Annotated in this window: 14 protein-coding genes; 9 read left to right on the top strand and 5 right to left on the bottom strand. The window is 68.9% G+C overall.

Annotated elements, in window-relative coordinates:
• Nucleotides 1-41: 41 nt before the first annotated feature.
• The 7 genes from AC07V5_RS15445 to AC07V5_RS15415 all read left to right on the top strand — a co-directional run bounded on the left by AC07V5_RS15445 (nucleotide 42) and on the right by AC07V5_RS15415 (nucleotide 8,267).
• Nucleotides 42-479: a hypothetical protein gene (locus AC07V5_RS15445; protein WP_495116560.1), complete on the top strand. Its 438-nt coding sequence runs from the start codon at nucleotides 42-44 to the stop codon at nucleotides 477-479.
• A gap of 30 nt (nucleotides 480-509) precedes the next feature.
• A complete protein-coding gene (locus tag AC07V5_RS15440; protein WP_495116559.1) occupies nucleotides 510-1,544 on the top strand; it encodes an RNA methyltransferase in 1,035 nt (344 codons plus the stop codon).
• 126 nt (nucleotides 1,545-1,670) lie between these two features.
• Entirely contained in the window at nucleotides 1,671-2,270 is a 600-nt protein-coding gene (locus AC07V5_RS15435) for a chalcone isomerase family protein (protein WP_495116558.1), read from the top strand.
• A gap of 33 nt (nucleotides 2,271-2,303) precedes the next feature.
• Entirely contained in the window at nucleotides 2,304-2,642 is a 339-nt protein-coding gene (locus AC07V5_RS15430) for a hypothetical protein (protein WP_495116557.1), read from the top strand.
• 100 nt (nucleotides 2,643-2,742) lie between these two features.
• The gene (locus AC07V5_RS15425) at nucleotides 2,743-3,960 is read left to right on the top strand and encodes a TolC family protein (protein WP_495116556.1); all 1,218 of its coding nucleotides are present in this window, start codon (nucleotides 2,743-2,745) and stop codon (nucleotides 3,958-3,960) included.
• Between the two features lie 3 nt (nucleotides 3,961-3,963).
• Complete coding sequence (locus AC07V5_RS15420; RefSeq protein ID WP_495116555.1) at nucleotides 3,964-5,133, top strand: efflux RND transporter periplasmic adaptor subunit; 1,170 nt, start codon at nucleotides 3,964-3,966, stop codon at nucleotides 5,131-5,133.
• Nucleotides 5,134-5,135: 2 nt separating this feature from the next.
• Nucleotides 5,136-8,267, top strand: a complete 3,132-nt coding sequence (locus AC07V5_RS15415) for an efflux RND transporter permease subunit (RefSeq protein ID WP_495116554.1) — start codon at nucleotides 5,136-5,138, stop codon at nucleotides 8,265-8,267.
• On the opposite strand, the gene AC07V5_RS15410 is transcribed toward AC07V5_RS15415, so the two are convergent.
• From AC07V5_RS15410 to AC07V5_RS15390, 5 genes are all read right to left on the bottom strand, one after another.
• Nucleotides 8,232-9,593 (bottom strand): sigma-54-dependent transcriptional regulator, encoded by a 1,362-nt coding sequence (locus tag AC07V5_RS15410; protein ID WP_495116553.1) that lies wholly within the window; start codon nucleotides 9,591-9,593, stop codon nucleotides 8,232-8,234. The genes AC07V5_RS15415 and AC07V5_RS15410 overlap by 36 nt on opposite strands.
• Entirely contained in the window at nucleotides 9,580-11,421 is a 1,842-nt protein-coding gene (locus AC07V5_RS15405; RefSeq protein ID WP_495116552.1) for a sensor histidine kinase, read from the bottom strand. The genes AC07V5_RS15410 and AC07V5_RS15405 overlap by 14 nt, the downstream gene beginning before the upstream one ends.
• Entirely contained in the window at nucleotides 11,399-12,739 is a 1,341-nt protein-coding gene (locus AC07V5_RS15400; RefSeq protein WP_495116551.1) for an MFS transporter, read from the bottom strand. Before AC07V5_RS15400 ends, AC07V5_RS15405 begins: the two co-directional genes overlap by 23 nt.
• A gap of 237 nt (nucleotides 12,740-12,976) precedes the next feature.
• Nucleotides 12,977-13,486, bottom strand: a complete 510-nt coding sequence (locus tag AC07V5_RS15395) for a hypothetical protein (protein WP_495116550.1) — start codon at nucleotides 13,484-13,486, stop codon at nucleotides 12,977-12,979.
• A gap of 137 nt (nucleotides 13,487-13,623) precedes the next feature.
• Nucleotides 13,624-15,396: a DUF885 domain-containing protein gene (locus AC07V5_RS15390; protein ID WP_495116549.1), complete on the bottom strand. Its 1,773-nt coding sequence runs from the start codon at nucleotides 15,394-15,396 to the stop codon at nucleotides 13,624-13,626.
• A gap of 124 nt (nucleotides 15,397-15,520) precedes the next feature.
• Here AC07V5_RS15390 and mfd point away from each other — a divergent pair, with 124 nt between their 5' ends.
• Complete coding sequence (mfd, locus tag AC07V5_RS15385; protein ID WP_495116548.1) at nucleotides 15,521-18,985, top strand: transcription-repair coupling factor; 3,465 nt, start codon at nucleotides 15,521-15,523, stop codon at nucleotides 18,983-18,985.
• Between the two features lie 57 nt (nucleotides 18,986-19,042).
• Nucleotides 19,043-19,594 (top strand): PEP-CTERM sorting domain-containing protein, encoded by a 552-nt coding sequence (locus AC07V5_RS15380; protein ID WP_495116547.1) that lies wholly within the window; start codon nucleotides 19,043-19,045, stop codon nucleotides 19,592-19,594.
• Nucleotides 19,595-19,599: the final 5 nt, after the last annotated feature.

Genomic DNA, 19,599 nt, shown 5'->3' with positions numbered 1-19,599 from the left:
CACCCAGAATGTCGCCTTCGTTGCGCCCATCTACCCGAGTCATGCTCTTCAAGCCCGCAGCCCTTCTTGCCAGCCTGGGTGCCACACTGGCCATCGGTGCAGCGCAGGCGTCCGAGGGCCTGATCGCGATGGCCGCGCTGACGTGCGAGCCCGTCCGCGTCGCTCGCGGCGTCATGGAGGGCTGCCTTGCCGCCGAACCCGCGCTGCGCACCCGGTATGCCACCCTGGTGGCCGACTGGACGGCAAGGAATGCCCGTAACGCCGCCACGCTGGAAGGCCAATGCCGCGCCGAGCTTGAATCCAAGGCGCCGAACGCGCAAGAGCGCGACGACGTCTGGGCCCAAATCCGACGCGTCAACGACGACACCATCCGCAACAACCTCGCAACCAGCACAGCCAAAAAGGGCGGTTGCGATGCAACGTTGCAGGAGATGAGGAACGGCAAGGGCGATCTCGCCTGGTTCCTGCAGAAGCCCTAGCCAACCGGGTCGGGGACAATCCGGTTTCCCATGCTGATCCCCGACCTCCGCCAGCGCCTGCGCGCGCTGGGCGCCAACCCTGCCCATGAAAGCCGCGTGCTGCGGCATTGGGTGTGTGCGCTGCCGCTGGACGGCGGCAAGCGACCGCTGCAAGGCTTTCTGCCCAAGGCCGTCATGCAGGCGCTGCCGGGGCTGATGGCCGAGTTGGAAGGGCTGCTCACGCTGCGGAGCGAACACGCCGGCGGCGACGGCCAGTCGGCCCGGTTGCTGCTGGGCTTGAACGACGGCCAGACGGTGGAGACCGTGCTGCTGCCGCGCGACGGCGTCTGCGTGTCCAGCCAGGTGGGCTGCGCGGTGGGCTGCCAGTTCTGCATGACAGGCACCGAGGGGCTGATACGCCAGGTCGGCAGCGCCGAGATCGTGGCCCAGGTCGTCATGGCACGCCGCAAGAACCCCAAGCTGAAGAAGGTCGTCTTCATGGGCATGGGCGAGCCCGCGCACAACCTGGCCAATGTGCTGGACGCGATCACGCTGCTGGGCCAGGAGGGCGGCTTTGCGCACAAGCAGCTGGTGTTCTCGACGGTGGGCGACGCGCGCGCCTTCGAGGCCCTGCATGCGGCCGACGTGAAGCCGGCGCTGGCGCTGTCCCTGCACACGACCGACGCCGCCAAGCGCGAGCGCCTGCTGCCACGCGCACCGCGGCTGACGCCCGAGGAACTGGTGGAGGCGGCGGACGCCTACTCCCGCGCCAGCGGCTACCCCACCCAGTACCAGTGGACGCTGCTGGACGGCGTCAACGACGGGCCGGAGGAGCTGGACGGCATTGCCCGCCTGCTCAAGGGTCGCTATGGCCTCTTGAACATGATCCCCTTCAACAGTGCGCCCGGCCTGCCCTTCACGCGGCCGAGCTGGGAGCGCGCGCGCGCCATCGCCGCCGAGCTGTGCAGCCGCGGCGTGCTGACCAAGCTGCGCGACTCCGCCGGCCAGGACGTGGAAGGCGGCTGTGGCCAGCTGCGCGCCCGCGAGGCCGTGGGCCGGCCCATCCGCGTCGTGCGGGCGTCGTGAGGATTCACGCCTGAAATCCGGCGCCTGACACCTCAACCGGTGACAGGTACAGCCGGTTCCAAACGCAGAATGCCGGCGCCGCATCGGCTGTCGCCGCTGCGAGAAGACATTCCGTTTGGAGGAGACATGACCCCATTTCAGTTGCTGGCCTCGCGCGCCCGCATGGCAACGCTGCTGGCGGGCACCGCCCTGTGCCTGCAGGCCACGGCGGCGCCCACGGTGAACAAGTTCGAGCCGACGACCCAGCTGGGTGGCAGCACGCTGCAGCTCAACGGCAAGGGCACGCGTGTGCGCCTGGTGTTCAAGGCCTACGACATGGGCCTGTACACGGCCAAGCGCGTCAGCACGGCGGCGGATCTGTTCGCACTGCCCGGGCCCAAGCGCCTGCAGTTCACCGCCTTGCGTGAACTGCCCGGCACTGACCTGGGCCGGCTCTTCCTGCGCGGCATCAGCGACAACACGCCCAGCCAGCAGATGACCCGCCACACGCTGGCCACCACGCGCCTCATCGAGATCTTCTCGGGCAAGCCCAAGCTGGTGCCCGGCGACACCTTCGCGATGGACTTCGTACCCGGCAAAGGCACACAGTTCTACATCCAGGGCCAGGCCCAGGGCGAGCCGGTGGGCGACGACGAGTTCTTCACGCTGGTGCTGCGCATCTGGTTCGGCGAATCGCCGGCCGACACGGCACTGCGCGACGCGCTGCTGGAAGGCCCTACGGGCTGAAGCCGCGCGGGTGGCACTTCTAGAATGGCCGCCATGCGCCGCTGGTTCATCGCCCTGCTGACCTTGCTTGTTGCCGCCCAGTTGTCCTGGGCCGGCGCGGCGCTGTGCTGCGTGGATGAACTGGCCGGCGAGCCCGGGCAGCAAACCTCGCTGTTGAGCGGCGAGCTGGCGCACTCGGTGCCGGCCGCCGAGGCCCACCCGGTCTGCGAGACCGGCCATTGCCACTGCCACCACGCCGGCTGCGCCACGCCGCTGGCCGAGGCGAGCAGGCTGGCGTCTGCGCAAGCACTCGCGCCCGAGCTGGCCGAAGCTGCGCTGCTGAAATCCCACATCCCTGCCGGGCTCGAACGCCCCAATTGGCTGCGCGCCTGATTCGGCGCGCCGCTTCCCCCTGTTGATCTGAAGCGCGGCACCTGCGGGTGCCGGCCGCGCCGAACCGTCCGTCGTTGTTCCCACAACCCTGGAGAGTTCGATGCGAAGCCCTGTTGGCTTTCTTCTGTGGATGGCGCTGATTCCCGGCGCATCCCATGCCCTGACGCTGGCCGAGGCGCAACGCCTGGCCCTCACCCACAACCCCGATCTGGCCCACGCACGCCTGGAACTGCAGGCGCAGCAAGGCGCTGAACTGCAGGCCGGCGCACGGCCCAACCCCGAGCTCAGCGTGCTGCTCGAAGACACGCGCAGCGCCACGCGAACGAGCACGGTGCAGCTGAGCCAAGCCATCGAGCTGGGCGGCAAGCGCGCCGCGCGCCAGGCTGCAGCGGCGCAATCACGCGAGCAGGCCGCCGTGGCGCTGGCGGCCAGGCAGGCCGAGCTGCGCGCAGCCGTCGCCGCGGCCTTCTTCGACCTGCTGGGTGCGCAAGAGCAGCAGCGGCTGGCCGAGTCGTCCCTGGACCTGGCCCGCAGTGCAGTGACGGCGGCCGACAAGCGGCTGCAGGCCGGCAAAGTGCCACCGCTGGAACTGGCCAAGGCCCGCGTCGCTGAGGCTGGCGCGCGAGCCGACGTTGCGCAGGCGCAGAGCGAGCGGCGGCTGGCCCGAGGCCGCCTGGCGGCGTTGTGTGGCCAGGGGCTGCAGACCGTGACCCAGGCCGACGGCGACTCCGCCGCCCTGCCCCCACTGCCCGACGACCGGCGCCTGGGCGAATGGATGGCCGACGCCCCGGCGTTGCGACTGGCGCGGCTGGACATCACCCGCCGGCAGGCACTGCTGGAGGTGGAACGCGCGCGCCGCGTGCCGGACGTGACCGTAACGGTGGGCGCCAAGCGCGACGCCGAACTGGGCCGCACGCAGGCCGTGTTCGGCTTCTCGGTGCCGCTGCCCTTCAACGACCGCAACCAGGGCGGCCTGCTGGAAGCCCTGCGCCGCGAAGACCAGGCACGCGAAGCGCTCACCAGCGCGACGCTGAAGCTGCACACCGACGTGGCCGAAGCCACCGCCCGGCTGCGCCTGGGCCGTGAGCAGGTGGCACTGCTGCGCGACGACGCGCTGCCCACCGCGCAGACTGCGCACGACGCGGCCCTCAAGGGCTACGAGCTGGGCAAGTTCGCCTTCCTGGACGTGCTGGACGCCCAGCGCACGCTGTTCCAGCTGCGCCGCCAGCTGCTGCAGCACAGCGCCGAGACCCACCGCGCCGCCGCCGACCTGGACCGCCTGCTGGGCCGGCCCACCCACCACCTCAGCGAGGACTGATCCATGAACAAGAAGGCAATCGCCATCGCCGCCGTGCTCGCCGTTGGCCTGCTGCTCGGCGTGCTCATCCTGCGCAGCGGCAAGCATGGTGCTGACGAGCATGAGCACGGCCACACCGAGGAGAAAGCGGCGCCAGCCGCCGCGCCGCGTGCGCGTTTCAGCGACGAGCAGCTGCGGCACAACGGCATCACCCTCGCCGCCGCCGGCCCCGCGCGGCTGGCCATCTCGCTGCAGTTGCTCGGTGAGGTCAAGCTCAACCAGGACCGTGCGGTCATCGTGACGCCGCGCCTGGCCGGCCTCGTCGAGGCCGTGCGCGCCAACGCCGGCGACCGCGTGAAGCGCGGCCAGGTGCTGGCCGTCATCTCAAGCCCGGCGCTGGCCGACCAGCGCAGCGAGCTGCTGGCCGCGCAGAAGCGCTTCGCCCTGGCCCGCACGACGCACGACCGCGAGAAGAAGCTGTGGGAGGACAAGATCTCCGCCGAGCAGGACTACCTGGCCGCCCGCCAGGCCATGCAGGAGGCGGAGATCACCGTCGAGAACGCGCGGCAGCGGCTGGCGGCACTGGGCGCGTCGGCGGGCAATGCGCAAGGGCTCGCGCGGCATGAGATCCGCTCGCCCATCGACGGCGTGGTCGTCGACAAGAAGCTCAGCGTCGGCGAGGCGCTGAAGGAGGACGCTGCCGTGTTCCAGGTGGCCGACCTGTCCAGCGTCTGGGTCGAGCTGACCGTGCCGGCGAAGGACCTGAACCAGCTGACGGAGGGCATGACGGCCCAGATCCAGGCGACGGCCTTCGACGCGAAAGGAGAGGCAAAGCTCAGCTACATCGGCGCACTGGTCGGCGAGCAAAGCCGCAGCTCCACCGCGCGCCTCGTGCTGGCCAATCCCCAGGGCCTGTGGCGGCCGGGGTTGCCGGTCACGGTGGCACTGAAGGCGAGCGAGGTCGAGGTGGCCGTGGCTGTCGCCGCGGATGCCATCCAGTCGCTGGACGAAGGCCTCGTCGTCTTCGTCCGCAACGGCCAGCAGTTCGAAGCGCGTCGTGTGGAGACCGGCCGTAGCGATGGCCGCCATGTGGAGGTCGTGAAGGGGCTGAACGCCAGCGAACGCTACGCGGCGAGGAACAGCTTCCTCGTCAAGGCCGACATCGGCAAGGCAGCCGCAGAACACCAACACTGATCATGTTTGAAAAACTCATCCGATTCGCCATCGAGCAGCGCTGGCTGGTGCTGCTTGCCGTGCTGGGCATGGCCGCGTTAGGCGTGTTCAGCTACCAGCGCTTGCCCATCGACGCCGTGCCCGACATCACCAATGTGCAGGTGCAGATCAACACCGAGGCGCCGGGCTATTCGCCGCTGGAGGCCGAGCAGCGCGTCAGCTTCGCCATCGAGACGGCGATGGCGGGCCTGCCGAGGCTGGAGCAGACGCGCTCGCTGTCGCGCTACGGCCTGTCGCAAGTCACCGTCGTTTTCAAGGACGGCACCGACATCTACTTCGCTCGCCAGCTCGTCGGCGAGCGCATGCAGCAGGCGCGTGCCGCCCTGCCCGCGGGCCTGTCACCGGCGCTCGGCCCCATTGCCACGGGGCTAGGCGAGATCTACATGTGGACCGTCGAGGCCAAGCCCGGCGCGCTGAAGGCCGACGGCACGCCCTACACGCCCGCCGACCTGCGCGAGATCCAGGACTGGATCGTCAAGCCGCAGCTGCGCACCGTACCGGGCGTGACCGAGATCAATACCATCGGCGGCGATGCCAAGGCCTACCAAGTGGCGCCATGGCCAGACAAGCTGGTGGCGCATGGCATCACGCTGCCGGAACTGGTGCAGGCGCTGGAGCGCAACAACGCCAATGTCGGCGCCGGCTACATCGAGCGGCGTGGCGAGCAGGTGCTGATCCGCGTGCCGGGCCAGGTGGCGGGCGTGGACGACATCGCCGACATCGTCGTCCGCGGATCGGCGCGCGTGCGCGACGTGGCCGAGGTGGGCATCGGCCATGAGCTGCGCAGCGGCGCCGCGACCGAGAACGGCCGCGAGGTGGTGCTGGGCGCCGTCTTCATGCTGATGGGCGAGAACAGCCGCCAGGTGTCGCTGGCCGTGGACCGGCAGCTGGAAGCCATCAACCGCAGCCTGCCCGCCGGCGTCATCGCGCAGACGGTGTACGACCGCACGACCCTGATCGACAAAGCCATCGCGACCGTCCGCGCCAACCTGCTCGAAGGCGCGCTGCTCGTCGTCGCCGTGCTGTTCGCCTTCCTGGGCAATCTGCGCGCGGCCGTCATCACGGCGGCGGTGATCCCGCTGGCCATGCTGTTCACCTTCAGCGGCATGGTGGCCAACAAGGTCAGCGCCAACCTGATGAGCCTGGGCGCGCTGGACTTCGGGATCATCGTGGACGGTGCCGTCGTCATCGTCGAGAACTGCGTGCGGCGCCTGTCGCACGAGCAGGCCGCTGCCGGCCGGCTGTTGACGCGCGCCGAGCGTTTTGACGCCGTGTTCGCCGCCGCCCGCGAGGCACGCAGGCCGCTGCTGTTCGGCCAGCTCATCATCATGGTGGTCTACCTGCCCATCTTTGCGCTGGGCGGCGTCGAGGGAAAGATGTTCCACCCGATGGCCTTCACGGTCGTCGCGGCGCTGCTGGGCGCGATGCTGCTGTCGGTCACCTTCATCCCCGCGGCCGTGGCGCTGTGGATGACGGGCAAGGTCGACGAGAAGGACAACCGGCTGATGGGCTGGGCCAGGCGCGGCTACGCGCCGCTGCTCGAGCGCGCCTTCGCCAGCCCCGCGCTGGTGCTGACCGTGGCCGGTGTGGCCGTAGCCCTGAGCGCCTTGATGGCCACGCGCATGGGCAGCGAGTTCATCCCCAGCCTGGACGAAGGCGACATCGCCGTGCATGCGCTGCGCATCCCGGGCACGTCGCTGAGCCAGTCGGTCGACATGCAGCAGGAGCTGGAGCGCACGCTGCTGCAGGCGCCCGAGGTGGCGCGCGTGTTCTCCAAACTCGGCACGGCCGAGATCGCCAGCGACCCCATGCCGCCCAACGTGGCCGACACCTTCGTCATGCTGAAACCGCGCGGCGAGTGGCCCGACCCCAAACGCAGCAGCGCCGAGATCCTCGAAAGCCTGCAAGCCCTTGCCGGCGGCGTGCCGGGCAACAACTACGAGTTCACCCAGCCCATCCAGATGCGTTTCAACGAGCTGATCTCGGGCGTGCGCAGCGACGTGGCGGTGAAGGTCTTTGGCGACGACATGGCCGTCATGGAGGCCACCGCCGGGCAGATCGCCAAGGTGCTGCAGGGCGTGGACGGTGCCGCTGACGTGAAGGTCGAGCAGACGACCGGACTCCCGATGCTGACCTTGCGCATCGACCGCTCCAAGCTCACCCGCTTGGGTATCAGCGTGGCCGATGTGCAGCAGACTGCCGCCGCGGCCATCGGCGGACAGGAGGCCGGCGTGCTGTTTCAGGGCGACCGGCGCTTCGACATCCAGGTGCGGCTGCCGGACAGCGTGCGCAGCGACGTCGACGCGCTCAAGCGCCTGCCGATCCGACTACCCAACGGGGCTCATGTGCAGCTCGGCGAGGTGGCCAGCTTCGACGAGGCGCCCGGCCCCAACCAGGTCAGCCGCGAGAACGGCAAGCGACGTGTCGTCGTGACGGCCAATGTGCGCGGGCGCGACATCGGTTCCTTCGTGGCAGAGGCGCAGGCCAAGCTGCAGGAGAAAATCAAGATCCCCAGCGGCTACTGGACGACCTGGGGCGGCAGCTTCGAGCAGCTGCAGTCCGCCACGGCGCGGCTCAAGCTGGTCGTGCCGGTGGCGCTGGGCCTGGTGTTTGCGTTGCTGTTCGCAATGTTCGGCAACGTGCGCGACGGGCTGCTCGTCTTCACCGGCGTGCCCTTTGCGCTGACCGGTGGCGTCGCGGCGCTGTGGCTGCGCGACATCCCGCTGTCGATCTCTGCCGGTGTAGGTTTCATCGCGTTGTCGGGCGTGGCGGTGCTGAACGGCCTCGTGATGATCGCCTTCATCCGTGCACTGCGCGACGACGGCCTGCCCCTGGAACAGGCCGTTCGCGATGGCGCACTCTCGCGGCTGCGGCCGGTGCTGATGACGGCGCTGGTGGCGTCACTCGGCTTCGTGCCCATGGCCCTGGCCACCGGCACGGGCGCGGAGGTGCAGCGGCCGCTGGCCACCGTCGTCATCGGTGGCATCCTGTCGTCCACGGCCTTGACGCTGCTGGTGCTGCCCCTGCTCTATCGCTGGGCGCACCGCGAGCGCGGAGTTTCAGCTGGAGCGATAGGCGTCAGCGTCCAGGCCTAGCCGGCGGATGCGGTCGTGCAGGGTCTTGCGCGCCAGGCCCAGGCGCTCGCCGGCCTTGGCGATGTTGCCGCCGCTCTCCTGCAGCGCCTGCACGATCCACTGCCGCTCGACCGAGGCCAGCGCCTCGTCCAGCGGCGCCTGCGGCAGGGCCGCGGGTTCGCTGGGTGTCGGCAGCCTGGGCGGCACGGTCTCGGTGACCAGGCCCAGCACCCAGCGCTCGGCAAAGTTGCGCAGCTCGCGCACGTTGCCGGGCCAGTCGCGCGCCTGCCAGGCCGCCAACTGGGCTGCGCTCCAGGCCGGCACCGCGCGCTGCAGTCGCTCGCCGGCCTGGGCGCAAAAGTGGCTCAGCAGCAGCGGGACGTCCTCGCGGCGCTGGCGCAGCGGCGGCAACGCGATGCTGGCGACGTCCAGGCGGTAGAACAGGTCCTCGCGGAAGCGCCCATCGCTGGCCAGCTCCAGCAGGTCCACCTTGGTCGCCGCGACGACGCGGCAAGCCAGCGGCACAGCCGTGTTGGCGCCTAGCCGCTCCACGCTGCGCTCCTGCAAAACACGCAGCATCTTGACCTGCAGGGCCAGTGGCATGGACTCGATCTCGTCGAGGAAGACCGTGCCGTCGCCGGCGAACTCCAGCTTGCCGATGCGGCGCTTGGCGGCCCCCGTATAAGCCCCGGCCTCGGCGCCGAAGATCTCCGACTCGAAGACGCTCTCCGGCAAGGCGCCGCAGTTGATGGCGACGAAGGGGCCGCTCGCGCCACTGGCCGCGTGCAGAGCGCGAGCCACGACTTCCTTGCCGGCACCGGTCTCACCGTGGATGAGCACGTCCACCCGCGTCGGACCGAGCGTGGCGATCAGCGTGCGCAGTTGCTCCATCGCGGCACTCGTGCCCAACAGGCCGTCGGCGGGCCCGCCAGCGAGTTGGGCCTTGAGCCGCCGGTTCTCCAGCACGAGGCGGCGCTGCGCCAGCGCGCGGCGAACGACCTCGACGAGGTGCTCGGCCGAGAAGGGCTTCTCGATGAAATCCCAGGCGCCATCGCGCATCGCCTCGACCGCCATGCCGATATCGCCATGGCCGGTGACGAGGATGACGGGCAGTTCGGGATCTCGCTCACGCAGGCCTTGCAGCAGCACCAGACCGCTGTCGCCGGGCAGCTGGACATCACAGACGACGATGCCGGCAAAGCCGGGTTGCAGCCAGGCACGTGCCGCCTCGGCGGATTCGACAGCCTCGGCCTTCAGGCCTGCCAAGCGCAGGCTCTGCGCCGTGGCCAGGCGCACATGCTCGTCGTCTTCGACAAGCAGCACATCGGTGGGTTCAGGCGGGGCCATGCGGCGATTGTGAGACGGGCAGCTTGAGGATGAACTGGGCGCCGCCTTCTGGCCTGTTGCTGCCTTGCAGCGAGCCACCCAGCGCGTTGGCGATGGAGGCCGAGATGGACAGGCCCAGCCCCAGGCCATCACCGCGGCGCTTGGTCGTGAAGAAGGGTTCGAAAAGCCGCGCCTGCACGTCGTCGCTCAGGCCCGGGCCATCGTCGCTCACTCGCAGCAGCGCTTGGCCGGCCTCAATCTCCGCCTGCAGCGTGACTGTGCCGCCGCCCTTCTCCGCGCTGGCATCGATGCCGTTGCGCAGCAGGTTCACCAGCACTTGCTCGACGCGCACCTGCTGGCCCATCACGGCAAGGCCTTCGGGCACGGGCGGGCAGTCGAGCTTGACGCGCTGGCGGCGTGCCTCCGCGCTCACCAAGGCCGCCGCGGCCTGGAACGCCTCTGCCACCACCACCGGCTGCACGCGCAGCTCGTCGCGGCGCGCAAAACCCTTGAGCTGGCCGACGATGGCGGCGATGCGCTGGGTCAGGCTGTCGATGGACTGCAGATTGGTCTCGGCGTCGGCCTGCATGCCGCGCTCGAGGAAGACGCGGGCGTTGTCGTTCAGCGCCCGCAGCGCGGCCAGCGGCTGGTTGATCTCGTGCGTGATGCTCGCGGCCATCTGCCCGAGCACCGCCAGCTTGCCGGCCTGCACGAGGTCGTCCTGGGTGGCGCGCAGCGTCTGCTCGGTGCGGTGCAGTTCGTCCACGCGTGCCTGCAGTTCGCGCGTGCGCTCGGCGATGCGCGTCTCCAGGCTGTCGTAGGCGGCGCGCAACTCACCCTGGGCGGCCAGGCGCTCGCGGGCGCGGCGGCGACGCAGTTGAACGTAGGCCAGGGTCAGCAGCAGCGACACCCAGCCCAGGCCGGCGGCCCAGGCCCGGCCGGCGGCAATCTGCTCGGCGCCGCGGATCTCGGTGAAGGACAGCAGCGTCCAGCCGCGGTCCTCGACGGGCTGCTCGGTGACGAGGGCGCGCAGCTTGGCGGCCGCCGTGGCGATGCGCTCGATGCGGAACTCGGTCGACGCGCGTGACGGCTCGCGTGCCAGCGGCGGCAGTGGCAGGTCGCCGTACTGCTGCGTGTCGTGCAGCTCCTTGCGCGTCTCGTCCGACAGCGGCTGCAGAGTTCGGTATTTCCACGCCGGCCGGCTGGCGAGGAAGACCACGCCGCGCGCATCGGCCAGCATCAGCTCGCCGGCGCTGCGTGCCCAGTTGGCTTCCATTTCGTCGAGCGACACCTTCAGCACGACGACGCCGGCAACCGCACCGGAAAGCCGGTGGGCGATGAAATAGCCCGGCGTGCCGGTCGTGGAACCGCGCGCATAGAAGTGGCCTCCACCCTGCGCCATCGCGTCGCGGAAGTAAGGCCGGTAGGCGTAGTTCTGGCCGACGAAGGTCTGCGGGTCGCGCCAGTTGCTGGCAGCCAGCGTCAGGCCCTGCGCGTCGATGAGGAAGATGGCCGCGGCGGCGGCATCGTGAGCCACGCCTTCAAGCAGCGTGTTCACGTCGGCCTGGCGCTGCCGTGAACCCGGCTCGGCCAGTAGGCCGGCCAGCGCGGGGTGACGGGCCAGCACCTGCGGCACAGCCTCGTACTTGTCCAGCGCACCGGTCAGCTCGTGGGCGACAAAGCGCAGATGGCGCTGGGCGTCGTCACGAGTCTGCCCGAGGGCGAGGTCCAGCGACAAGCGCCAGGCGGCATAGGCAACCACTGCGCCACCCAGCACCACAAGCGCCAGCAGCGCAACGCTGCGCCGCCAGCGACGTGCAGAAACTTCAGTGGGCAGCTGATTCGGCATCGATCCTCGAATGCCGGCGCGTGTCACGCATCAACAGGTAGACGAGCAGCGAGCAGGCGATCACCGCAGTAGCGTACCAATAGAAGCCGCTCTCCATGCCCTGCTGCTTGAACCACAGCGCGATGTACTCGGCGCTGCCGCCAAACACCGACACCGCGATCGCGTACGGCACGCCCACGCCGGTGGCGCGGATGGAAGCCGGGAAGAGTTCGGCCTTCACCACTGCGTTGATGGACGTGTAGCCGCTGACGATCAGCCAGGCGCAGGCGATCAGGCCGAAGGCTTCCCAGGGCCCCTGGGCGTGGCGCAGCGCCGTCAGCAGCGGCACGGTGAAGATCGTGCCCAGCACGGCAAAGCCCAGCAGCAGCGGCTTGCGGCCGATGCGGTCCGACAGCGCGCCGTAGAGAGGCTGCAGCAGCGCGGCGAACACCAGGCTGCCGGCGGAGACGGCCGTGGTCTGCGCATCCGTCAGGCCCACCGACAGCTTCAGGAACTTCTGCATGTAGGTCGTGTAGACGTAGAAGGCCAGCGTGCCGCCCATGGTCAGGCCGATGACGATGAGGCATTCGCGCGGGTGCTGCATCAGCAGCTTGAAGCCGCCCATGCGGTCCTTGTTGCGCTTGCTCTCGGCCTTGAAGGCGTCGGTCTCGGGCAGGTCGGAACGCATGATCAGCGCAACGATGGCCAGCAGCGCGCCGATGAAGAAGGGAATGCGCCAACCCCAGGCCTTGAGCTGGGCGGCATCGAGCACGAAGTTCTGCAGCACCAGCAGCACGACGAGGGCCGTCAGCTGGCCACCGATCAGCGTCACGTACTGGAAGCTGGCATAGAAGCCGCGGTGCTTGGACGTGGCCATCTCCGACAGATAGGTGGCGCTGGAACCGTACTCGCCCCCCAGGCTCAAGCCCTGCAGCAGTCGCGCGAACAGCAGGATGGCCGGGGCCCAGACGCCGACGGCGGCGTAGGTGGGCGAGCAGGCGATCAGCAGCGAGCCGCCGCACATCAGCAGCACCGAGGCCATCAGCGCCAGGCGCCGGCCATGGCGGTCGCCGAGGTAGCCGAACAGCAGGCCGCCGACCGGGCGAATGAAGAAGCCCAAGGCGAAGATGGCCGCCGTCGACATCGACTGGGCCACCGGGTCGGACGAGGGGAAGAAGGACGACGAGAAGTAGAGCGAGAAGGCCGCGTAGCAATAGAAGTCGTACCACTCGACGAGGTTGCCGAGGGAGCCGACGAGGATGGCCTTCAGGCGGCTGAATTCGATGCGGTCGGGCGCTGCGGCCATGGCGGCCGAAGCCGGGGGAAAGATCGCTGACATGGGGCTTGTCTCCTGGAGTTGTGCCCCAGGATGAGCAGCTTGCGTGCCAACAGCGTGCGCGGTGCCGCACCAGGGAGGCGCGGTCGTCAGAGGGGCGGATTTGGCGGATTCCCGCCACTCGGCCGGTCGGATTGCCGCCATCGGCGGCAATCCGCCGCGCTCATGCCAAGCGGCTGGCAGGCCGCTTGTCCTTCGTCAGGCGTCGGACAGGCCGCAGGGCCTGTCCTCGGTCCGGACTCAGAAGCGCAGGTCGATGCTCGCCATGTCGAAGCGGCTGCCATCGCCATCCGGCTTCACGCTGACGACGCGAAACCTCTTGGCCGTGCCGACGCGGTACTCCAGAACGCCGGCCTTGGGCTCGCTGGCCTCGCAGGTCAACTTGTCGGAGTCCTTGGGCGCCTTGACGCGGTTGGCCGGCTCGCGGCAATCCAGCACCTCGCCGTAACGGCCCAGGGCTTTGGCATAGAAGGCCGCCACGCGCTCGGGTGACGCGCTGCTGCGGAACTTCATCGCGTGGATCTGCAGCCCGAAGCCACCGGCCCAGGCGCCGAAGCTGGCGCCGGCCTTGTCGTCACCGCCCTCCTTGAAGGGCACGGCACCCGCGTACACCGGCAGGCCCACATCGGCCGCCTCGGTGCGGGCGTTGCCCTGGATGCCCATGCTGAATTCCTTGTCGCCGTCTCCGGCCACCGCGGCCGAGGCGGCCAGCACGAGGGCGAGGCCGGCGAGAACATGGCGCTTGTTCATGATGACAATCCCCTGAGCGTTGTTGAAGGATGCGCTCAGGCTATGTGCCGCCGGCCTTACCCGCGACGCCGCCGCGACGGACTGCACGGCGGCGGGGACAGGCCGCAGGGGCGGCCGACGACCAGATCAGCCCAGGATCAGCGCTTGGACTTGACCCACTCCATGATCAGCTCGCGCAGCACCGGCAGCGGCACCTGCCCCGCGGTCAGCACGACGCGGTGGAAGCCCTTGATGTCGAACTTGGCGCCGAGGGCTTTCTCCGCCTCGGCGCGCAGTTGGGTCAGCTCCAGCTGGCCGATCTTGTAGCCCAGTGCCTGGCCGGGCCAGACGATGTAGCGCTCGACTTCGGAGGTGACATCGCTCTCGGCCATGGACGAGTTGTCCAGCATGTACTTGATCGCTTGCTCCCGCGTCCAGCCCTTGTGGTGCAGGCCGGTGTCCACCACCAGGCGCATGGCGCGCAGCTGCTCGTCAGACAGGCGGCCGTACCACTGGTAGGGGTCGGTGAACAGGCCCAGCTCCTTGCCCAGGCTTTCGGCATACAGCGCCCAGCCTTCCACGTAGGCGACGTAGAAGCTGCCGTAGCGGCGGAACTTGGGCAGGTTCTTGTCTTCCTGCGCGATGGACACCTGGAAATGGTGGCCCGGCGAGGCCTCGTGCAGCGACAGCGTCTCCATGCCGAAGATGGGCTGGGCCTTCAGGTTGAAGGTGTTGACGTAGAACACGCCAGGGCGCGAGCCGTCGGCCGACGGGCCTTGGTACGACGCACCCGCGGCGCTCTCGGCGCGGAAGGCCTCGACCTCGCGCACCTCGTAGTCGGCCTTGGGCGCGATGTCGAAGAGCTTGGGCGTCAGGCCGTTGATCTTCTTCTGCAGCTCGCGGTAGCCAGCCAGCAAGTCCTCGGGCTTGGCGTAGTAGTACTTGGGGTCGTCCTGCAGGTGCTTGAAGAAGGCCTTCAGGTCGCCGGGGAAGCCCACCTGCTTTCGCACGCCCTCCATCTCGCCGAGGATGCGCGCCACCTCCTTGAGGCCGATGTCGTGGATCTGGTCGGGCGTCAACGTGACGGTGGTGGACTGCCGCACGCGGTAGGCGTACCAGGCCTTGCCGTCCGGCAGCGCAGCCCAGGCGGTGCTCGTGCGCGCCTTGGGCGTGTACTCGTCGCGCACAAAGGCCAGCAGGCGGGCGTAGGCGGGCAGCACCTTGTCCGCCAGCAGCTTGTGCATCTCGGCCGTGATGCGCTCGCGGTCCGCGGCCGGCACGGCGTCGGGGAAGTTCTTGATGGGCCCCCAGAACAGGCTCTTCTCGGGGTCGGTCACGGCCAGGGCCGTCAGCTGCGGCAGCACCTTGTCCATGACGGCGCGGGGCTGGGTCACGCCGGCCTTGAGGCCCTGGCGCATGTTCGCGATCGTGCCGTCGAACACCGGCACGGCCAGCGTCAGGCGCTTGAGCCAGTCGTCGTAGTCCTTGGTCGTCTTGAAAGGCTGGATGGACTGGCCCGTGCCCATCTGCGCGAGGAAGCTCGGCAGGCCGCCAATCTGGCTGATGGGCTGCATCCAGTCCGGGAAGCGCTCGCCGGCCAGGTTCTGCTCCAGGTCGAGCTTGAGGATGCTGTAGGAGACGCGGTCCTTGGCATCCAGCTTGGCCTTGCTGAAGCCGGCCAGGCCCTTGAGCTGCGCCTGCGCGTCACGCTTGGCCTGGGCACGGTAGGCGGCGGTCGTCGTGTCGACGAGGCGGTCGTTGTAGCGCGGGTCGCCCAGCGAGGTGGCGAGGACGGGCTGGCGCTGCAGCACCAGTTCCCACTGGGCATCCAGCCACTGGTGAAAGCGTTCGCTCTCCGTGGGAGCGGCCCAGGCGGGCAGGCTCAGGGCCACAGAGGTCGCAAACAGGCTGAGGGCGTGACGACGGCGCATGGAGTCTCCGGTTTCGAATGGCCGCGATGCTAGCGATGCCCCTGCTGACAAGCCAAAGGACATGGCTTCCCTACAATTTGGGCGAGCCCCGCCTTTGCGGGGCTGTTGTCGTTTGTAGGCCTCGATGAATCTGCCCTCGCTGCCGGTAATTGCGCCCGGCAAGAAGTTCACCCACTCCCGCCCTGTCGGCTCGGCCGACGCCTTGCTGCTCGCGCGCTTCGTGCAGCAGCAGCGCGACGCCGGGCGGCTGGCCGCCATCTTCACCGCCGAGCCGGGCGACACGCAGCGGCTGGAAGACGAGCTGAAGTTCTTCGCGCCGGAGCTGAAGATCGCCGTCTTCCCCGATTGGGAGACCCTGCCCTACGACAGCTTCAGCCCCCATCAGGACCTGATCTCCGAGCGGCTGGCCACGCTGTGGGAGCTGCTGCAAAGCAAAAAAACGAAAAGCATCGACGTGGTGCTGATGCCGGCCAGCACCGCGCTGACGCGCCTGGCCCCGCCCAGCTTCCTGGCCGGCACGACCTTCAACTTCAAGCAGAAGCAACGGCTGGACGAAGCCTCGCTGCGTTCGCAGCTGACGCTGGCCGGCTACACCAACGTCAGCCAGGTCGTGCAGCCCGGTGAGTACGCCGTGCGCGGCGGCCTCATCGACCTGTTCCCGATGGGCTCGGTCGTGCCCTACCGCGTGGACTTGTTCGGCGACGAGGTCGACTCCATCCGCACCTTCGATCCCGACACCCAGCGCAGCCTCTACCCGGTGCCCGATGTGCGCCTGCTGCCGGGCCGCGAGTTCCCGATGGACGACGCGGCGCGCAAGAAGTTCCGCGAGCGCTGGCGCGAGAAGATGGACGGCGACCCGACCAAGTCGCGCATCTACCGCGACATCGGCGACGGCATCGCTTCGGGCGGCATCGAGTACTACCTGCCGGTGTTCTTCGAGCAGACGGCGACTGTCTTCGACTACCTCGGTGCCGAGGCGGGCTTGGCCCTGCACGGCGAGGTGGACGACGCCATCCAGCGCTTCTGGACCGACACCAGGGAGCGCCACCGCTTCCTGCAGCACGACCCGGAGCGGCCGCTGCTGCCGCCCGGCGAGATCTTCCTGACCACCGAGGACTTCTTCGGCCTGACGCATGCACACGCCGTGCTGTCCGTGCGCGGCACCGACCCGGTCGACTTTGCGCGGCCGCTGCCCGACATCAGCGTGGAACGCGGCGCACAGGAGCCACTGGCGCGCCTGGCCGCCCACCTCAAGGCCACGCCGCACCGCGTGCTGCTGCTGGCCGAGAGCGAGGGCCGGCGCGAGAGCCTGCTGGAGCAACTGCGCGACAGCAAGATCGACACGCCGTCGGTCAAGGACCTGGCCGAGTTCTTCGCCCAGGGCAAGGACGGTGAGAGGTTCGCCATCACGGCCGCGCCGCTGGCCGAGGGCTTCTTCTGGAACGACGCCGAGCACCCGGTCCAGCTCTTCACCGAGACCGAGCTGTTCGCGACCACGCCCACCACGCGTCGCCGGCGCAAGCAGGAGCAGGTCAGCGACGTCAACGCGCTGATCAAGGACCTGTCCGAGCTGAAGGTGGGCGACCCGGTCGTGCACATCAACCACGGCATCGGGCGCTACCAAGGGCTGATCAACATCGACGTGGGTGACGGCAGCTCGGAGTTCCTGCACCTGGAGTACGCCGACAAAGCCACGCTGTACGTGCCGGTGGCGCAGTTGCACCTGATCGGCCGCTACACCGGCGTGAGCCCGGAAGAAGCGCCGCTGCACAAGCTCGGCTCGGGCCAATGGGAAAAAGCCAAGCGCAAGGCCGCCGAGCAGGTGCGCGACACCGCCGCCGAGCTGCTCAACCTCTACGCGCGCCGGGCTGCCCGCGAGGGCCACGCCTTCCGCTACTCGGGCCACGACTACGAGGCCTTCGCCGCGAGCTTCGGCTTCGAGGAAACGCCCGACCAGCGCGCCGCCATCCACGCCGTCATCCAGGACATGATTTCGCCCAAGCCCATGGACCGCCTCGTCTGTGGCGACGTGGGTTTCGGCAAGACCGAGGTGGCGCTGCGCGCAGCCTTCGTCGCCGTCATGGGCGGCAAGCAGGTCGCCATCCTGGCGCCGACGACGCTGCTCGCCGAGCAGCATTACCAGAACATCGTCGACCGCTTTGGCGCCTGGCCGGTGAAGGTGGCGGAGATGAGTCGCTTCCGCTCCGCCAAGGAGATCAAGACCGCGATGGAAGGCATTGCGGACGGCACGCTCGACATCGTCGTCGGCACGCACAAGCTGCTGTCCGCCGAGGTCAAGTTCAACCGGCTGGGCCTGCTCGTCATCGACGAGGAGCACCGCTTTGGCGTGCGCCACAAGGAGGCGATGAAGGCCATGCGCGCCGAGGTGGACGTGCTGACGCTGACGGCCACACCCATCCCTCGCACGCTGGGCATGGCGCTGGAGGGCCTGCGCGACCTCAGCGTCATCGCCACCGCGCCGCAACGCCGCCTGGCGATCAAGACCTTTGTTCGCGCCGAAAGCAGCGGCACCATCCGCGAGGCCGTGCTGCGTGAGCTCAAGCGTGGCGGCCAGGTCTACTTCCTGCACAACGAGGTCGAGACCATCGAGAACCGGCGCCAGAAGCTGGAGGAGCTGGTGCCTGAGGCGCGCATCGTCATCGCCCACGGCCAGATGCCCGAGCGCGAGCTGGAGCGCGTCATGCGCGAGTTCGTGGCCGGCAAGCACAACCTGCTGCTGTGCTCCACCATCATCGAGACCGGCATCGACGTGCCAAGCGCCAACACCATCGTCATCAGCCGTGCCGACAAGTTCGGCCTGGCCCAGTTGCACCAGCTGCGCGGCCGCGTCGGCCGCAGCCACCACCAAGCCTATGCCTACCTGATGGTGCCGGACATGCAAGGCCTCACCAAGCAGGCCCTGCAGCGGCTGGACGCCATCCAGGCGATGGAAGAACTCGGCTCGGGCTTCTACCTCGCCATGCACGACCTGGAGATCCGCGGTGCCGGCGAGATGCTGGGCGAGAACCAGAGCGGCAACATGATGGAGGTGGGCTTCCAGCTCTACAACGACATGCTGGCCGAAGCCGTGCGGTCGCTGAAGGCCGGCCGCGAGCCCGACCTGCTGTCGCCCTTTGCCGCTACCACCGAGATCAACCTGCACGCCCCGGCCTTGCTGCCCGACGCCTACTGTGGCGACGTGCAAGTGCGATTGAGCCTCTACAAGCGCCTGGCCACGGCCGAGAAGAACGAGCAGATCGATTCGATGCTGGAGGAGATCACCGACCGCTTCGGCAAGCTGCCCACGCAGGGCCAGACGCTGTTCGACACCCACCGCCTGCGCGTGCTGGCCAAGCCCTACGGCGTCAGCAAGATCGACGCGTCTCCGGCGCTGATCAACATCAACTTCCGCCCCAACCCGCCCATCGACCCGATGCGCGTCATCGAGCTGGTGCAGAAGAACCGCAACATCAAGCTGGTGGGCAACGAGAAGCTGCGTGTCGAGAAAGCCTTGAGTAGCCCGCAGGACCGCGCCCAGGCCGTGCGCGAAGTGTTGCGGCTGCTGGGGCAGCCGTTGAAGGCGAACTAGGGACTGCGCCGCGCGGGCGAGGTGTCTAGACTGGCCGGCCGCTCCCGGAGATCTGCGATGAAGAAGCTGGTTCTCGTGTCCACCCTGCTGTTGCCCGCCCTGGCCAGCGCCGCCGGCCTGCTGGGCACGACAGTCGACGTGCGCTACCACTTCGAGAACGGCGCTCAGATCTTCCACACGCTGGACAGCGTCCTCGTTGGCGCGGGCACCGAGCTGAGCTGCCCCAGTGCCGCCCAGATCTGCCAGGCGCTGACGGCGTCGACCCAGACGCTGGACCTCAGCGACAACAGCATCCGCTACGACTACACCGGCACGGGCAGCAGCTTCAACAGCATCCCGGTCAACGGCTTCGCTTTCGAGTCGCTGTTCGACGCCGGCACGGTGATCACCGGCGTGACGCTGACGAGCAGCGGCGTTACCGGCCTGGACGCTTCGCGCGTCAGCTTCTCGGCGCACGCGGTGCAGGTCTACATGGCTGGCGTGAGCGTGAGCGGCCCGCAGGCCTTTTTCCAGCTCGACATCCAGACGGCGCCCGTGCCCGAGCCCGCCAGCGCGGCCCTGCTGCTTGGCGGGCTGGCGCTGCTGGCCGCCGCACGACGCAGGCGCTGAACGCA

Source organism: Roseateles sp. GW821-FHT02E12 (assembly GCF_059421665.1).
This window is presented reverse-complemented; position numbering and strand designations above follow the sequence as displayed.

Bases quoted from the DNA above. Each gene is read 5' to 3' on its own strand.
- AC07V5_RS15440 (WP_495116559.1), top strand. From the start codon at position 510: ATGCTGATCCCCGACCTCCGCCAGCGCCTGCGCGCGCTGGGCGCCAAC.
- AC07V5_RS15400 (WP_495116551.1), bottom strand. From the start codon at position 12,739: ATGTCAGCGATCTTTCCCCCGGCTTCGGCCGCCATGGCCGCAGCGCCC.
- mfd (WP_495116548.1), top strand. From the start codon at position 15,521: ATGAATCTGCCCTCGCTGCCGGTAATTGCGCCCGGCAAGAAGTTCACC.
- AC07V5_RS15390 (WP_495116549.1), bottom strand. From the start codon at position 15,396: ATGCGCCGTCGTCACGCCCTCAGCCTGTTTGCGACCTCTGTGGCCCTG.
- AC07V5_RS15405 (WP_495116552.1), bottom strand. From the start codon at position 11,421: ATGCCGAATCAGCTGCCCACTGAAGTTTCTGCACGTCGCTGGCGGCGC.
- AC07V5_RS15425 (WP_495116556.1), top strand. From the start codon at position 2,743: ATGCGAAGCCCTGTTGGCTTTCTTCTGTGGATGGCGCTGATTCCCGGC.
- AC07V5_RS15395 (WP_495116550.1), bottom strand. From the start codon at position 13,486: ATGAACAAGCGCCATGTTCTCGCCGGCCTCGCCCTCGTGCTGGCCGCC.
- AC07V5_RS15445 (WP_495116560.1), top strand. From the start codon at position 42: ATGCTCTTCAAGCCCGCAGCCCTTCTTGCCAGCCTGGGTGCCACACTG.
- AC07V5_RS15415 (WP_495116554.1), top strand. From the start codon at position 5,136: ATGTTTGAAAAACTCATCCGATTCGCCATCGAGCAGCGCTGGCTGGTG.
- AC07V5_RS15380 (WP_495116547.1), top strand. From the start codon at position 19,043: ATGAAGAAGCTGGTTCTCGTGTCCACCCTGCTGTTGCCCGCCCTGGCC.
- AC07V5_RS15420 (WP_495116555.1), top strand. From the start codon at position 3,964: ATGAACAAGAAGGCAATCGCCATCGCCGCCGTGCTCGCCGTTGGCCTG.
- AC07V5_RS15430 (WP_495116557.1), top strand. From the start codon at position 2,304: ATGCGCCGCTGGTTCATCGCCCTGCTGACCTTGCTTGTTGCCGCCCAG.
- AC07V5_RS15410 (WP_495116553.1), bottom strand. From the start codon at position 9,593: ATGGCCCCGCCTGAACCCACCGATGTGCTGCTTGTCGAAGACGACGAG.
- AC07V5_RS15435 (WP_495116558.1), top strand. From the start codon at position 1,671: ATGACCCCATTTCAGTTGCTGGCCTCGCGCGCCCGCATGGCAACGCTG.